The organism is Corallococcus interemptor (assembly GCF_003668875.1).
GTDB lineage: Bacteria > Myxococcota > Myxococcia > Myxococcales > Myxococcaceae > Corallococcus > Corallococcus interemptor.
Window position 1 is genome coordinate 1 of the sequence record NZ_RAWM01000098.1, and the last position, 16,203, is coordinate 16,203.

Genomic DNA, 16,203 nt, shown 5'->3' on the forward strand with positions numbered 1-16,203 from the left:
GGCCCGGGGAGGAGCGGCCGGATGAAGTCTTCGCGGCGCGGGGACGGTGAATCTGCTTAGGGGACATTGCGTGGACTCGGTTCCGCTTTACTCTGGGCCACCGCGCGCCGGGCGGCCAGCCGAGAGGAAGTTTCGGGGGGCGCGCGTGGTTTTGGTCTGGTTCTCCCTTACATCTCCTGGGAATTCCCTTCACTCGCCGCGTTCCTTCGAGGATCCTCCGGCGAGAGAGCCAACATGATTGAATGGACGCTAAAGAAGCTCATCGGGACCAAGAATGAGCGCGAGCTCAAGAAAGCCCGCCTGAAGGTCGCCCGCATCAACGAACTGGAGGGCAAGATGAAAGCCCTCGAGGACGGAGACTTCGCGCGCGAAACCGCCCGGATGAAGCAGGAGATCGCGAACGGCAAGCCGCTCGACGACCTGCTGTTCGAGGCCTTCGCCCTCACCCGTGAGGCGGCGCGCCGGGTCATCGGCCAGCGCCACTACGACGTGCAGCTCATCGGCGGCATGTTCCTGCACGAGGGCTGCATCGCGGAGATGCGCACCGGTGAAGGCAAGACGCTCACCGCGACGCTGCCCTCCTACCTCAACGCCCTGTCCGGCCGCGGCGTCCACGTCGTCACCGTGAACGACTACCTCGCCCGCCGCGACGCGGAGTGGATGGGCCGGGTCTACAAGTTCCTGGGCATGACGACGGGCTGCGTGCTCCACGAGCTGTCCGACAAGCAGCGCCAGGAGGCGTACCGCTCGGACATCACGTACGGGCAGAACAACGAGTTCGGCTTCGACTACCTGCGCGACAACATGAAGTTCCGTCTGCAGGACTACGTCCAGCGCGAGCTCAACTACGCCATCGTCGACGAGGTGGACTCCATCCTCATCGACGAGGCCCGCACGCCGCTCATCATCTCCGGCCCCACCGAGGACAGCACCGACAAGTACTACCGGGTGGATCAGGTCATCCCGGGCCTCGTGCCGGACCAGGACTACACCCTGGATGAGAAGCACCGCTCGGTGGCCCTCACCGACGACGGCATCGACAAGCTCCAGAAGCGCCTCAACGTCGGCAACCTCTACGACCCGGGCGAAATCGAGACCCTCCACCACGTCGAGCAGGCCCTGCGCGCGCACACGCTCTACAAGCGCGACAAGGACTACGTGGTGAAGGACGGCGAGGTGCAGATCGTCGACGAGTTCACTGGCCGCCTCATGCAGGGCCGCCGCTGGTCCGACGGCCTCCACCAGGCCATCGAGGCCAAGGAGGGCGTGAAGATTGAAAACGAGAACCAGACGCTCGCCACGGTCTCGTTCCAGAACTACTTCCGCATGTACTCCAAGCTGTCCGGCATGACGGGCACCGCGGACACGGAAGCCGAAGAGTTCGCCAAGATCTACAACCTGGACGTGCGCGTCATCCCGACCAACCGTCCGCCGCAGCGCCGCGACGACCAGGACGTGGTCTACAAGACGGAGCGCGAGAAGTTCGAGGCCGTCGCCGCCCAGATTGAAGAGCTGCACAAGGCCGGTCAGCCGGTGCTCGTGGGCACGGTGTCCATCGCCAAGAGCGAGGTGGTGTCCAACTTCCTCAAGAAGCGCGGCGTGCCCCACAGCGTCCTCAACGCCAAGGCGCACCAGCGCGAGGCGGACATCGTCGCGCAGGCGGGCCGCAAGGGCGCGGTCACCATCTCCACCAACATGGCCGGCCGCGGCACGGACATCCTCCTGGGCGGCAACGCGGAGGTCATGACCAAGAGCGAGATGGGCCCGCCGCCGGAGCCGCCGGAGGCCGTGGACGGCCAGCCCCTGGACCTCACCGGCTACCAGGCGGCGCTGGCGGACTACGAGAAGCGCTTCGCGCAAGTGAAGGCCAACAACGAGGAGCTCACCAAGCGCGAGCGTGAAGAGGTCATGGCCGCTGGCGGCCTCTTCATCATCGGCACGGAGCGCCACGAGTCCCGCCGCGTGGACAACCAGCTGCGTGGCCGCGCCGGCCGCCAGGGTGACCCGGGCGCCAGCCGCTTCTTCCTGTCCCTGGAAGACGACCTGATGCGCATCTTCGGGTCGGAGCGCATCCAGATGTTGATGGAGCGCCTGGGCATGGAGGAGGGCGAGGTCATCGAGCACATCTGGCTCTCTCGCGCCATCGAGAGCGCGCAGAAGCGGGTCGAAGGCCACAACTTCGACATCCGCAAGAACCTGCTCGAGTACGACGACGTGATGAACCAGCAGCGGCGCACCATCTACAAGCTGCGCCGCCAGGTGCTCGCGTCGGGCGCGGGCATCCCCCTGGTGGAGTACGAGGAGGACGTGAAGACGCGCGTGAAGACGCGCTCCGAGCGCGTCATCTCCTGGGCGGACTTCCGGGAGATGGTGCTGGATGCCGTCGAGGACGTCGTCGTGTCCATGACGGACACCTACGCCCCCACACGCAGCTCGGACACCTGGGACATCGCGTCCCTGACCAACTCCGTGAAGGAGTCGCTGAACCTGGAGATGGCCTTCGAGGGCGTCGGCAACCGCGACGAGCTCCAGGAGCAGATCTACGCGGCGGCGGAGAAGGTCTTCACCGCCCGCGAGCAGGAGTTCGGCGAAGACTTCATGCGCTTCCTGCAGTACCGGTACCTGGCCACCATCGACCAGCTGTGGAAGGACCACCTGCTGGCCATGGACCACCTGCGCCAGGGCATCGGCCTGCGCGGCTACGGCCAGAAGGACCCGAAGCAGGAGTACAAGAAGGAAGGCTACACGGGCTTCATGCAGATGCTGGACGCCATCAAGACGCAGTTCGTCAGCCAGATGATGCGCGTGCAGGCCCGCTCCGCCTCCAACGCGGCGGAAGAGACCGCCCGCATCCAGCGCCAGCTGGCCCAGCAGCAGAAGAAGGCCGTGGAGGGCCGCGCGGACGCGGAGGGGAAGCTCGAGGAGGCCACCGCCACCCCGGTCGCCCAGCGCGAGGCCGCGGCCGGCCCCAAGCCGGTGGGCCGCAACGAGCCCTGCCCCTGCGGCAGCGGCCGCAAGTACAAGAAGTGCCACGGCGCCAACGAAGCCAACCCGTAGGCGCCTGAAAGCCTGATGGAAGCGCCCTCCGGCGCGGTCGCCCTCCCTGGAAAGGGGAGCGGGGGCCGCGCCGGTCGTCTTCCTGTCTGGCCGGCGGGAGGGGAGGGGAGCGGCCCCGGAACGCGCGGGGTGGGACACTGGGTGTGCCGAAGCTTGCGCCCCTCTTGAGCGTTCTGCTAAGGACGCCGCGCCCCGTTATGTAGAGGGGCCGGGCTTCACCGCCCGAGGCAGTCAGCAGCACCCACTACTCACACGCGTGTCACCGGTCCCCGGTGCCCCTCCACGGTGGAAGGGCCAGGACTGGCAGCGGTCTCAACGCGCGTGGCGGAACAACCGGAAGGTATACGCACCATGGATCAGCAGGATACGCAGACCCAGGCCCAGGCAATGGCCGCCGCCAGCGGCATCACGATGCGCCAGCTGCTGGAGGCCGGCGTTCACTTCGGCCACCAGACCAAGCGCTGGAACCCGAAGATGAAGCCCTACATCTTCGGCGCCCGTAACGGCATCTACATCATCGACCTGCAGAAGACCGTGACCATGGCCCGCGCGGCCTTCCGCTTCGTGGCGGACATCACGGCGCGCGGCGGGTCCGTGCTCTTCGTCGGCACCAAGAAGCAGGCCCAGGACGTCATCCAGGAGGAGGCCGCCCGCGCCGGTCAGTTCCACGTCACCAGCCGCTGGCTGGGTGGCACGCTGACGAACTTCAAGACCATCAAGCAGGGCATCGACCGCCTGAAGACGCTTGAGAAGATGGCCGAGGACGGCACCTTCGAGGTGCTGCCCAAGAAGGAAGTCGCCCAGCTGGAGCGCGAGCGCGAGAAGCTGGAGAAGAACCTGGGCGGCGTGAAGAACATGGGGAAGCTGCCCCGCTGCGTGTTCGTCATCGACCCGAAGAAGGAGCACATCGCCATCCACGAGGCCACCCGCCTGGGCATCCCGGTGATCGGCCTGGTGGACACGAACTGCGATCCGGACGGCATCGACTTCGTCATCCCGGGCAACGACGACGCCATCCGCTCCATCAAGCTCTTCACGTCCAAGATCGCGGACGCGTGCCTCGAGGGTGCGGCGCGCTACCGTGCGTCCGGCGCCGCCGAGCGCGACGAGCAGGAGGAGCGCGAGGGCCGTGACGACCGCGGCGACCGCCGTGACGACCGCCGGGGCCCGCGCCGTGGCGACCGCCGTGACGACCGCCGGGGTGGTGGTGGTGACCGTGGCGGTGACCGCCGCGGCCCCGTCGTGGAGATGAAGGCCACCGCGGCCCCCACGGAGCAGGCGCCCGAGGGCGGCGGCGAGGCCCCGCCGGCGGCGGAGTAACCGCCCGCGCTTCTCCGCTTCCCCAACGCGGTATCCGGAGTTCGGCCGGGCGGCACCTCTCAAGGCCCGCTGTCCGGCCGTCTCCATTTTCTACGTCCCTGGCGTCAGTACCCAGAAACCCAGTCCTCCGCCCCCGGCGCACGCCGCCAGGCTCGGAGCCGATGAAGAAAGAGATACGACATGGCTGAGATCACCGCCCAGATGGTGAAGGACCTCCGCGAGCGCACCAACGCGGGCATGATGGACTGCAAGAAGGCGCTGGCCGAGTCCGGTGGCGACTTCGAGAAGGCCGCCGAGTGGCTGCGCAAGAAGGGCATCTCCAAGGCCGAGGGCAAGGCCGGCCGCGTCGCCGCCGAAGGCATCGTGACCTCCTACATCCACGGCGGCCGCATCGGCGTCATCGTGGAGGTCAACTGCGAGACGGACTTCGTCGCCCGCAACCCGGACTTCCAGGACCTGGCGAAGGAAGTGGCGATGCAGATCGCCGCGGCCAACCCCAAGTTCGTCCGCCGCGAGGAGGTCCCCACCGAGGCGATGGACAAGGAGAAGGAGATCCAGCGCGAGCTGCTCAAGCAGCAGGGCAAGCCCGAGGCGATGCTGGAGAAGATCCTCGTGGGCAAGATGGAGAAGTACTACGAGGGCGTCTGCCTGGTGGACCAGCTCTGGGTGAAGGACGACAAGAAGAAGGTCGGCGAGATGATCAACGAGCGCGCCGCCAAGATTGGCGAGAAGGTCTCCGTGCGCCGCTTCGTCCGCTACGAGGTGGGTGAGGGCATCGAGAAGAAGAAGGACGACCTGGCCGCCGAGGTCGCCAAGACGCTGGGCCAGGCCTAAGCGCCTCCCGCCGCACCGCAGCTCCCTCAGGGCCGCGTGCCTGGGGCTCTTCCTCACCCGGGGAAGGGCGCCGGGAACGCGGCCCTTGGTATTCCAGGACCCGCTTTCTCCGCGTCCGTCCGCCCGGCATCTGACGGTGCGGCACGCGTCACGACTTCCGTCGTTGCCTGGGCGCGGGGCGGGGGATAGAAGCGGTCGCGTATGTCCGAATCCACCTCTCCCTACAAGCGCATCCTCCTCAAACTGTCGGGCGAAGCCCTGATGGGCGAGGGGAAGTACGGCATCCACCCGCCCACCCTCACGCGCATCGCGGAGGAAGTGGCCGAGCTGTCGCGGACGGGCCTGGAGATCGCCCTCGTGATTGGCGGCGGCAACATCTTCCGCGGCGTCGCTGGCGCCACGGAGGGCATGGACCGCGCGAGCGCGGACTACATGGGCATGCTCGCCACCTGCATCAACTCCATGGCGCTGCAGGACGCGCTGGAGAAGCAGGGGCTGAAGACGCGCGTGCAGTCCGCCATCAAGATGGAGCAGATCGCCGAGCCCTACATCCGCCGGCGCGCCGTGCGGCACCTGGAGAAGGGCCGCGTCGTCATCTTCGCCGCGGGCACGGGCAACCCCTACTTCACCACGGACACGGCCGCGTCCCTGCGCGCGATGGAAATCAACGCGCAGGTCATCCTCAAGGCCACCAAGGTGGACGGCGTCTACAACGCGGACCCGAAGAAGGACCCGACCGCGAAGCGCTACCGGACGCTCACGTACATGGACGTCCTCAAGCAGAACCTCAACGTGATGGACTCCACGGCCATCTCGCTGTGCATGGACAACAAGCTGCCCATCATCGTGTTCGACCTGGGCACGCGCGGGAACATCCAGCGCGCCGTCACGGGCCACGGCGAATTCGGCACGGTTGTCGGCGCGGCCGAGACGGTCTGGGCCTGAAACCCCGAGCAGGACAGCGACCCACCCCATTTCTGGAGGAGACTCACAATGGCTGACGCCGCCGCGGAACTGAAGACCCGTATCGACAAGGCACTGGACTCCCTCAAGCAGGACCTGTCCAAGGTGCGCACCGGCCGTGCGTCCACCGCCATCCTGGATGGCATCAAGGTGGACCAGTACGGCAGCCCCACGCCCCTGGCCGGCGTGGCCAGCATCAACGCGCCGGAGCCCCGCCTCATCACCATCAAGCCCTGGGACAAGAGTGTCCTGAAGGACATCGAGAAGGCTCTGCGCGAGGCCAACCTGGGCATCAACCCGATGAACGACGGTGAGATGATCCGCCTGCCGTTCCCGCCGCTCACCGAGGAGCGCCGCAAGGACATCGTGAAGCAGGTGAAGGCGCGGGGCGAGGAGTCCAAGGTCGCCATCCGCAACATCCGCCGCGACGCGAACGAGGCCCTCAAGGCTCAGCAGAAGGACAAGAAGATCACCGAGGACGACCTCAAGCGCCGCACCGAAGAGGTCCAGAAGACGACCGACGCCGGCATCAAGAAGGTGGACGAGATGCTCGCGGCGAAGGAGCAGGAAGTGATGAAGGTCTGAGGCAATCGCCTTGAGGCCGGGGGCTCGTGGCCAGGCGCCACGGGCCTCCGCGGCCCGGCTCAGCCCTGCTCAAGCCGAGTAGGTGAGTGCTTCGCCGGTGAGGTGACGCACCACGCCGGACACGAAGGCGAACAGCTCCAGCCCCTTGCCCTTGTCGTCCTTCCAGGCGCGGGTGGCGTCGTCGTGGCTGAAGTGGATGCCCTGGCCCTGGCCGGCCACCCAGATCTGCCAGACGGCGCGCTGGGTGTTGATGATGCACTTCTCACCGGACGCGGCCGTGAGCGTCACCTTGTCACCGGTGGCTTCGGCTTCCAGCACGTCCGGGTCGAAGGTGTCCGCGGCCGCCAGGATGCGCTTGAACGCGGCGGCCACGAGCGAGTTGTAGCGGGCTTCGTCCATGGCCGCGCTTCCGTTACGTCACTGGATGACGTCGAGGACCTGCTGGCCGGGGGCGGCGTAGAACAGGAACTTCAGGTGCTGCGCCGGGGGGTTCTCCCCCTTCTCGCCGGGCACCTGGTCTTCCGTGCTGGTGGGCGTGTCCGGCCACTCCATGGCGATGACCGTGCCGGGGTTCACCGGCTTGGGGAAGGACTGCATCCCCAACAGGTGCGCCGCGAGCGCGCCCATGGAGGGCTGGTGGCCCACCAGGACGAGGTTCTCGTCGGAGTACTCCTTGAGCACGGGCTCCACCGCGCCCACCGGCATGTCCGGCAGCAGGCAGCGGTGCACGCGCAGGAGGCCTTCATGCTTCACGGAGTGGGAGAGGATCTGCGCCGTCTGCACCGTGCGCACCAGCGGGCTGGTGAGGATGAGGCTGATGGGCCCCATGCGCTCCGACAGCGACGCGAAATGCGCGGCGACATTCGTACGGGCCTTCGCGGTCAGCGCGCGCGCCTCGTCGCCGAGACCCTCGGGGATCTCTGCGTCCGCATCGCCGTGCCTTACCAGGAAAATCCTCAAAGTCCCTCCACCGCTCGCGACAGGACCGCGGTTCGTACATGACCGTGGCCCGGTTGGTCAAAGGTAATGAATCGATTGTTCAGTGCCCGGAACAGCCTGCCCGTGGAGGGCGTTCGGGAACCGCCGTTCGCGGGGCCAGCCCGAGCATACACTGGGCACCCACTGGCGTTCACGGGAGGTGGCATGCGCAAGTTGTTGGGGTTTCTGGCCGTGGTCCTGGCCCTTTCCGCCTGTCGCAAGGATGCGGCGGAAGGCTCGGAAGGGGGCGGTGACGCCAGGGAGCCGGTCGCCCGGCTGGAAGCCGGGGAGGCGGCGGAGGAGGCGTCCCCGTCCGGCCCCTACACCGTGACGAAGGCCAAGCTGGATGCGTACGTGGGCTACCAGCGCAAGATGCTGGAGGTGTACGGGTCGCTGATGCGGGGCCTGCAGGACATGGGGCCGCTGATGGACGCGGGCACGCCCCAGGCGCTGGAGAAGGCGAAGAGCGGCCTGAAGCTGATTGAACGCAAGGCGCAGGCGGAATCCGACGCGCGCCAGGCGGCCGGGCTGTCCACGGACGAGGTCAACCGCATCGCGGAGGTCGTCACCGCCGTCATCAGCCAGCGGCAGATGGGGCGCACGCTCCAGTACGAGGAGGAGCTCAAGAAGCTGGAGGCGCTCCAGGCCCGCATGCCGGAGGAGCAGCAGAAGGAGCTGGCGCCGCAGGTGGACTCCATGCGCCGCCAGGTGGAGACCTTCCAGAAGCTCCCGGAGGCGCGCCAGGAGTTCGGCGACGCCAACGTGGACGTGGTGCTGACCCGCGAGACCGACCTGACGAAGAACTACCAGGACATGCTCAAGGCCTTCGCGGGCGTGCGGCGGTAGCTATACGCGCTTGAGCCCGGGCGCCTTCTTGAGCAGCTGCGCGAGGAAGGCGTCCCCCTGCTTCTCCAGCACGGTGTTGCCGCGCAGTCGCTGGCCCAGGTTGACGAAGTCCACGTGGTCCAACCGCTGGTCCTGGTTGTAGCAGGAGAAGACCCACGTCTCCTTGCCGGTGGCGGGGTCCACGTGCCGCTGGAGGCACTGGGCGCAGATCTCCTTCATCATGCACTGCATGGGGGAGTTGATGGACCCGATGGCCTCGTGGCCCGGCTTGAGGAACGGCTGGAGCACGCCGTGCCGCGCCTCCGCCACCGCGCGCATCATCCGGTCCGAGCCGATGGCGATGACGCGGTCCACCTCGCTCAGGGAGATGACGGGCTCAACGCCCAGCCTGCCTTCCGCGTACGCCACCAGGGCCTGCACCACGTTGCCCCGGAAGGCCGCGTCCTGGGGGCGGCGCACGTCCAGCAGGTCGCCTGCGTCCACGGACCAGATGACCTGGTCCGTGCCGGCTTCGATTTCGTCCTGCTTGAACGCGTCCGCCTTCAGCCGGTAGCCCGCGAAGTACACCACGCGGCAGCCCGCCGCCTTGAGCGAGCGCGCGATGGAGAAGAGCACCGCGTTGCCCAGGCCGCCGCCCACCAGCACCACCGTCTCGTTGGGGGCAATCTCCGTGGGGGCGCCGGTGGGGCCCATCAGCACGACGGGCTCGCCGGGCTTGAGCGCGGCGCACAGGCGCGACGAGGAGCCCATCTCCAGCACGATGGTGCCCATCAGCCCCTGTTCCTTGTCCACCCACGCGCCCGTGAGGGCCAGGCCCTCCATGGTGAGGCGCACGCCGTCCACGAGGGGCGCGTTCCGCTCGAAGTTCTGGAGCCGGTAGAACTGGCCGGGGGAGAAGTGGCTGGCGGCGAAGGGCGCCTTCACCACCACCTCCACGATGGTCGGCGTGAGCCGGTTCACCTGGACGACGCGGGCGAGGAACGCCTCGTCCAGCTTCGCGAAGTGGGCGGCGCGCTGGGTGTCTCGCGCCTCCTGCGCGGCGGTGTCGCGGAAGTCCAGGCCCGCGACCTCCTTCGCGAACAGGCGCGCCACCTGCGGGTGGCCGTCCTTCGCGCTGGCCATGGCCTTCACCACGTTGCCCGCGTAGGCCGGGTGGTTGTCGCCGTAGAAGGACACGAAGCGGCCGCCCTGCTGGTAGGACGTGAAGAAGCCCACCTTCGCGTTGGGGTCCTCCTGCGCCTCCACGGGCTGGAGCGTGAAGCCGCTGCCGTCGTCCACCAGCTCGTGGCCCTGGAAGTACTCCTTCGCCGCGTCCAGCTGGAAGGTGCCCGGGTACTCCTTCTCGTAGGTGACGTTGGGGGACGTGCCCGCGGCCACGCAGACCGTCCTCGCGGGCAGCTCGAAGAACTGGCCGCTTCCCTTGAGCCTGCCGTCCACCGTCACCATGCGCTCGAAGCGGATGGCGCGCACCGCGCCGGTGTCATCCGGCAGCGCCTCCGTGGGGCTCATCCGCTCGATGAAGCGGATGCCCTCCTCCAGGGCCTTGGACACCTCTTCGTGGTTGAGGCGGTAGGCAGGCGACTCGGTGAGGCCCCGGCGGTACACCAGACTCACGCCGCCCCAGGCGCGCACCAGGTGGATGAAGTCCGGGGCGCGGCCTTCGGCGTGTGCCTTCTGGCGCTCCGCCCGGACGGCGCGGCCGTGCGTGAGGAAGGTCTCGTAGGTGGCGCGCTCCTCCGCGTCCAGGCGCGCGAGGACGCTGTCCTCGCCCAGGTCCGCCACCAGCTTCTCGTGGCGCTCCAGCGTCTTCTCCACCTGCACCGGGTAGTACGCCATCAGCTCCGTGGCGGTGTCGATGCCGGTGAGTCCTCCGCCGATGACGATGGCCGGCAGCCGCACCTGGAGGTTCGCCAGCGCGTCGCGCTTGAAGGCGCCCGTGAGCTGCAGCGCCATCAGGAAGTCGGACGCCTTGCGGATGCCCCGGATGAGGTTGTTCTTCATCCCGATGAGGGTGGGGCGGCCCGCGCCCGCGGCGATGGCCACATGGTCGAAGCCCAGCGCCCACGCGTCCTCCACCGTCAGCGTGCCGCCGAAGCGGATGCCGCCGTGGATGCGCAGGCCCTCGCGCCGCGCGAGCGTCAGGTGGATGAGCGTGAGGAAGTTCTTGTCCCAGCGCACGGTGATTCCGTACTCGGACACGCCGCCGAAGCCCTCCAGCACGCGCTCGTCCAGCTCGCGCGTGAGCTCTCGCCAGTCGCGGATGGGCTGGAGCGCGTGGCCGTTGCGGCCCACGAGTTCGTCCGGGAACGGTTCAATCTTGAGGCCGTCCACGCCGGTGACGGCGAACCCTTCGTTGAGCAGGTAGTGCGCCAGCGTGTAGCCGGCGGGGCCCAGGCCCACCACCAGCACGTTGCGGCCCACGTAGGGCAGGGCGTACGGGCGCCGCGGGTTGAGCGGGTTCCAGCGCGTGAGCAGGCCGTAGATTTCAAAGCCCCACGGCAGGTCCAGCACGTCGGTAAGCGTGGCCGTCTCCGCCAGCGGGATGTTCACCGGCTCCTGCTTCTGGAAGATGCAGGCCTTCATGCAGTCGTTGCAGATGCGGTGGCCGGTGCCCGCGCACATGGGGTTGTCCAGCGTCACCATGGCCAGCGCGGCCACGGAGTCACCCTCGCGCTTGAGCGCGTGGGCTTCGGAGATGCGCTCGTCCAGCGGGCAGCCGGTGAGCGGGATGCCCAGGGGGTTCTTCTTGAACGAGTGCCCCTCCGCCACCGGGTCCTTCGCGGGGAAGCCCTTGCTGCACGAGTCCTTCTGCCGCTCGTGGCAGAGGACGCAGTAGTCCACCTCGTTCATCACGTCGCGAGGCGTGCCCCGGCGGTCGGTGAGCTTGAAGCCGTCGCGGTGGCGCAGGTGGTGCTCCAGGCCCTCCGCCAGCTCCTCCATCCCGGCGTCCGGGCGCCGCAGCTGCACCAGCTGGTCGAACACCAGGGGCTTGGGCAGCCGCAGCGTGGGCCAGGAGTGGAAGAGGGCCCGGGTCTCCGGGTGCAGCGCGCGGGCGTACGTCCACCGGTCCGCCAGGGACAGCAGCGCGCGGACGGACTGGAGCTCCGCCGCGTCGTCGCCCTTCGTCACCAGGCTGGAGCCGAACGCGTCCAATCCCTCGGGCGTGGCCGTGAGCGCGGCGCGCAGGGTGGCCCAGCGCTCGAGCAGGGCAGGGGCGCGGTCCTGGTGCGCGGGCGCCAGGTTGCCGGAGAAGAGCCGCTCCAGTTCGAGCAGCGTGAGGATGGACTCCGCGAGGCCTCGCTCCAGGTCGCCGTGCGCGAGCGCGTCCGGGAAGCCCAGCTGCATGAGCAGGCGCATGCGCCCATCCAGCGACGGGAACTCCGCGAGCGCCGGGCGGTCCTGCGCGCCCTTCTTGAAGACGCGGCGGGTGATGAACTCGCGCTTGAAGTCGAAGAGGGGCAGCTCCCCGCGCAGGTGGCGGGCCAGCCGCTCGGATTCCGGCTCGATGCGGAAGAGCGTGGCGACGAAGCGCGAGACGTGGCGGGCCACCTGGATGAGCAGCTCGGATTCAGCCGGGCCGGTGGGCGTGGTGCCGCCGGACTTGCGCCAGGCGTCGAAGGCCTGGAACAGGCCGGGGGCGTCGCCCTGGAGCTGTGCGTCGAAGCGCTCCGCCAGCCGGCGCAGGCCGCTGGGAGCGTACAGGTCCTCGAAGCAGAAGCCGGGCAGGCCCAGGTGGAGCGAGGGGGTGGGATTGTTCAATGCGCGCATGTCAGGGGGGCTTCCGGGAGGGGGGCCTGTGGTCGCGGCGTGTCGCTGGGAGGCCAGCAGCTTAGGGCCTGGAAGCCGCCTGGCGCGACGGACGCCATGGGCCGGACGGGTTCTGCCCGACGTGTTGAGGCGGTGGGCCCCAGCGGCTACGGTGCGCCGCCATGAAGGACAACGCCGCTCGTCGTGCCTCCGAACCGCACCTGGCCCCCGTGCCGGATGCCTGCTACCTGTGCAAGGGAAGGCGCCTGCGGCTGCGTCACCGGGCGCGCGGCGCAGCGCAGTCCCAGGGGGCGGAGGCCTACAACTGCACGTCCTTCGGCCACCGGAGCCACCCGCCCATCTGGGGCTGCGAGGACTGCGGGATGATGTTCCAGTGGCCGCTCCTGTCCCCGGACGTGCTGCTCCAGGCGTACCAGGACGTGGAGGACCCGCTCTACGTCGCGGAGAAGGACAACCGCTACCACACCTTCCGCCGCGTGCTGCGCGAGCTGGGACCGGCCCAGGGCCGCACGCTCCTGGACGTGGGCGCCTACTGCGGCTACTTCCTGGACGTGGCGCGTGAGGCGGGCTTCCGCCCGGAGGGGCTGGAGCTGTCACGCTGGGCCGCCGGCAACGCGCGCGGCCTGGGCTTCACGGTGCACGGCCTCCCCTTGCGGGAGCTGGCGGCGAAGGGGCTGCAGTACGACGTGGTGACGCTCTGGGACGTGGTGGAGCACTTCGCGGATCCGCGCGAGGAGCTGAAGGCGGCGCTCAAGCTTACGCGCCCCGGCGGCCGCATCTACCTGTCCACCATCGACGCGGGCAGCCTGCTGGCGCGCCTGATGGGCGGACAGTGGCCGTGGCTGATGGACATGCACCTGTTCTATTTCGGCCGCCGCACCCTGGCGACGCTGCTGGAGGAGGTGGGCTTCCGCGTCACGGACGTCCGGACGTACACGCACATCATCTCCGCGGACTACCTGCTGCGGAAGGTGGGGGCGAGCTTCACGCCCGCGGCGCCGGTGCTGGACCTGGTGCGGCGCGGTGTGCCGTCCAGCTGGTCCATCCCGTTCAACCTGGGCGACAACATGCTGATGGCCGCCGAGCGGCCCCTCTAGAGTTGTCCCGCGCGCCTATGTCTCCCTTGATGCGGCGGGTGCTGCACCCGCTGGTGCTGCTCACGTTCTTCGCGCTGTCGGCGTTCCACACCTGGCCGCTCGTGTCCCAGATGCAGGGATACGTGATGGGGGGGCGCGAAGACGTCTACATGAACATGTGGCACCTGTGGTGGATGCGGCAGGCCCTCTGGGTGCAGCCGCAGAACCCCTACTTCGCGCCCTTCCTCCACTGGCCTTTGGGCGCCGAGCTGTACTGGCACACGCTGGCGCCGGCGAAGACGCTGTGGGGCGTGGTGCTGCTGCCGTTCATGTCCGTGGAGACGGCGTACAACGTGGTGCTGTTCGGCTCGTTCGTGCTGACGGGCTACACGTCGTGGCTGCTGTTGCGCTACCTGCTGGAGCGCGCGGGGCATGGGCCCTGGCTCGCGGCGGCGGCGGCGCTGGCGGGCGCGTGCGTGTTCAACTTCTCGCGCTACCACCTGACCCACGCGACGGCGCACCTGAACCTCACCGCGCTGGAGGGGCTGCCGCTCTACCTGCTCTGCTTCTTCCGCTGGCTGGACGAGGGCAAGCGCAAGTGGCTGGTGGGGCTGGCGCTGTGCGCGTTGTACGTGTTGCTGTGTGACTATTACTACCTCGTCTACATCGCGCTCTTCTCGCTCCTGTGGGTGGTGGCGGAGCGGTGGAAGCGGGGGCCGCTGCTGGCCGTGGACACGTGGAGGGATCCGCTCGTGCGCCGGGCGGCGATGGCGGGCCTGGCGGCGGGGCTCGCGTGCGTGCCGCCCATGGTGCCGTTGATGCTGCATGCGTTCCCCGCGCCGCTGCAGATCCACCATGGGGACTCCGACTACTTCTCGGACCTGTACGCGTTCTTCGTTCCGGACATGTTGTCGGCGTGGACGCCGGACCTGCCCGCGAAGGCGCGTGAGTTCTCCCAGAACATCATGCGCATGAAGATGTCCGCCAACCTGGAGGAGACCGGCACCTTCCTGGGCTGGCTGACGCCGCTCTTGGCCGTCTTCGCGCTGTGGCGGGGCGTGCCGGAGGGGCGCCGGTGGCTGGGACTGGGGCTGGGCTTCGCGGTGCTGTCCATGGGCACGGTGCTCAACATCGGCCTGGAGGACCGGGTGTCGCCGGTGGTGCTGCTCATCGTCGCCCTGCTGGGGGTGGCGTGGGTGCCCGCGTGGCGGGAGCGGGTGTGGCGGAGGGACGTGCTGCTGCTCCTGGCGCTGGCCGTCTACCTGGCGCTGTCGGAGCCGCTGACGGCGTTCAACGTGCCGCTGAAGGTCCAGATTCCAATGCCCTACGTGGTGTTCAAGCACGTGGTGCCGCTGTTCTCGCGCGGGGGCATGCCGGTGCGCTTCGTGCTGCTCACGCTCTTGTCGTTGTCCGTGCTGGTGGCGTTCGCGGCGGCGCATGCGGGCGCGTGGGCATCCCGGCGGGATGCGCGGCTGGGCGTGGCGGTGGCGCTCGCGGTGGCGCTGGTGCCCAACATGGAGTACCGGGGGACGGAGATGCTGATGCCGCGGGTTCCCCAGCTGCCGGCGGTGTTCGATGAGATTCGCGACGCGCCCATGCCGGCGGCGGTGCTGACGGACAACGTGAAGGGCCAGTGGGAGCAGATGTTCCACGGCAAGCCGGTGTCCTACGCCCGGCTGTCCCGGCTGCCGGTGCGGGAGTCGGCGCTGGTGGACTTGCGGCTCATCCGCGCGGCGGAGGGGATGCGCAATGCGTTTGGCACCGTCACGCCAGAGGAGCGCGAGGAGATGCGGCGCTACCTGAAGGAGCACCACTTCAAGTGGTACGTGACGCACTACTTCCACCCCATCCGCCACCAGTTCATCACGGACGAACTGGGAGGAGAGATGGTCCACCAGGACGGCTACGTCACCGTGTACCGCTTCCCCTGAGCATGGCGGTCAGTCGCATTCGGCGTACTCCACGTTCTCGCGCTTCGCGGCGCTCGCGGACACGGTGCTGCCGGTCACGGTCACGGTGACGCGCTCGTCCGCGGACAGCACGGAGCCGCACTCGGCGAAGGCGTTGGCGGCGCAGGAGCGGGTGAGGACCAGCATGCCTTCGTCCTTCCGCACTTCGACGCTCGCGCCGGTGCAGCGATAGGAGATGGGGCCTGCGCCAGGGTCGTTGCCGCTGACGTCGATGTCGCCCTCGGCGTTGTCGGTGGCGAGGACCTCTCCGTCCTTGCCGAAGAGGACGAAGTAGAACCGGGTCCGGGAGATGGATTCGCCGCGTCCGTCTTCGTCGGGGGACTCGGACTCGTCCTGGGTGAACACGCGCACGGTCTCACCCGAGGAGCGCTTGAGGACTTCATCCCTGGCCCGCAGGGGGGACTCCGGCGGCTTGGGACAGGCGAGCTTCTTCGCGGCGACCTTCACGGGGCGGGAGTAGGTCCCCGGGGCGAGCAGCTTGAGGTGTTCGAGGACGGGGGCGGCCTCGTTGGACGCGCAGGTGCCCAGGAGCCAGACCCAGAAGCCGGGCTTGAGGCCCGGGATGGTCTTGCTCTGGACGAGCCTGGGGTGGTCCTCCGGAAGGGTGAGGCCCGTGTTCTCGAGCATCGTCGCGAGGCCGTCCCAGGAGTTCAGCTGGGCTTCGGCTTCGGCCTTGTCCTTGGAGCCCTTCCAGATGAGCGCGCTGGGCTTGTCCGCGGCGTCGGCTTGGAAGGCGCTGGTGAGGGCCAGCAGGCCCAGGACGAGAATGCACGAACGCATGGTGGTTCCCCCTTGCGGTGCGAGAC

General features: G+C 68.6%; 12 protein-coding genes. 8 read left to right on the forward strand and 4 right to left on the reverse strand.

Features of this window, described 5'->3' with window-relative positions:
* The first annotated feature begins 234 nt into the window (after positions 1-234).
* The 5 genes from secA to frr all read left to right on the forward strand — a co-directional run bounded on the left by secA (position 235) and on the right by frr (position 6,759).
* On the forward strand, positions 235-3,057 hold the full coding sequence (secA, locus tag D7X96_RS27915; protein ID WP_121771146.1) for a preprotein translocase subunit SecA: 2,823 nt from the start codon (positions 235-237) through the stop codon (positions 3,055-3,057).
* A 351-nt stretch (positions 3,058-3,408) separates the two neighbouring features.
* Entirely contained in the window at positions 3,409-4,377 is a 969-nt protein-coding gene (gene rpsB / locus D7X96_RS27920; RefSeq protein WP_120551957.1) for a 30S ribosomal protein S2, read from the forward strand.
* Positions 4,378-4,557: 180 nt separating this feature from the next.
* Complete coding sequence (tsf, locus tag D7X96_RS27925) at positions 4,558-5,211, forward strand: translation elongation factor Ts (protein ID WP_014395055.1); 654 nt, start codon at positions 4,558-4,560, stop codon at positions 5,209-5,211.
* Positions 5,212-5,412: 201 nt separating this feature from the next.
* Positions 5,413-6,156 (forward strand): UMP kinase, encoded by a 744-nt coding sequence (gene pyrH, locus D7X96_RS27930; RefSeq protein ID WP_120551956.1) that lies wholly within the window; start codon positions 5,413-5,415, stop codon positions 6,154-6,156.
* Positions 6,157-6,204: 48 nt separating this feature from the next.
* Positions 6,205-6,759 carry a ribosome recycling factor gene (gene frr, locus D7X96_RS27935; RefSeq protein ID WP_120551955.1) on the forward strand — a complete coding sequence of 185 codons (555 nt, stop codon included), beginning with the start codon at positions 6,205-6,207 and terminating at the stop codon, positions 6,757-6,759.
* Positions 6,760-6,828: 69 nt separating this feature from the next.
* On the opposite strand, the gene cyaY is transcribed toward frr, so the two are convergent.
* Both cyaY and D7X96_RS27945 read right to left on the reverse strand, forming a co-directional pair.
* Complete coding sequence (gene cyaY, locus D7X96_RS27940; RefSeq protein WP_121724819.1) at positions 6,829-7,158, reverse strand: iron donor protein CyaY; 330 nt, start codon at positions 7,156-7,158, stop codon at positions 6,829-6,831.
* Positions 7,159-7,176: 18 nt separating this feature from the next.
* Positions 7,177-7,719 (reverse strand): SixA phosphatase family protein, encoded by a 543-nt coding sequence (locus tag D7X96_RS27945; protein ID WP_120551953.1) that lies wholly within the window; start codon positions 7,717-7,719, stop codon positions 7,177-7,179.
* A 183-nt stretch (positions 7,720-7,902) separates the two neighbouring features.
* On the opposite strand from D7X96_RS27945, the gene D7X96_RS27950 reads away from it, so the two are divergent.
* A complete protein-coding gene (locus D7X96_RS27950; protein WP_121771147.1) occupies positions 7,903-8,583 on the forward strand; it encodes a hypothetical protein in 681 nt (226 codons plus the stop codon).
* Here the strand turns inward: D7X96_RS27950 and D7X96_RS27955 are convergent, their stop codons facing one another.
* Positions 8,584-12,351, reverse strand: a complete 3,768-nt coding sequence (locus D7X96_RS27955) for an FAD-dependent oxidoreductase (RefSeq protein WP_121771148.1) — start codon at positions 12,349-12,351, stop codon at positions 8,584-8,586.
* 161 nt (positions 12,352-12,512) lie between these two features.
* Between D7X96_RS27955 and D7X96_RS27960 the strand changes: the two genes are divergently transcribed.
* The gene (locus D7X96_RS27960; protein WP_233610171.1) at positions 12,513-13,448 is read left to right on the forward strand and encodes a class I SAM-dependent methyltransferase; all 936 of its coding nucleotides are present in this window, start codon (positions 12,513-12,515) and stop codon (positions 13,446-13,448) included.
* 17 nt (positions 13,449-13,465) lie between these two features.
* Positions 13,466-15,358 (forward strand): hypothetical protein, encoded by a 1,893-nt coding sequence (locus D7X96_RS27965; RefSeq protein ID WP_121771149.1) that lies wholly within the window; start codon positions 13,466-13,468, stop codon positions 15,356-15,358.
* A 9-nt stretch (positions 15,359-15,367) separates the two neighbouring features.
* Here D7X96_RS27965 and D7X96_RS27970 read toward each other — a convergent pair whose 3' ends face one another.
* Positions 15,368-16,177: a hypothetical protein gene (locus D7X96_RS27970; RefSeq protein WP_121771150.1), complete on the reverse strand. Its 810-nt coding sequence runs from the start codon at positions 16,175-16,177 to the stop codon at positions 15,368-15,370.
* Between the last annotated feature and the right edge of the window lie 26 nt (positions 16,178-16,203).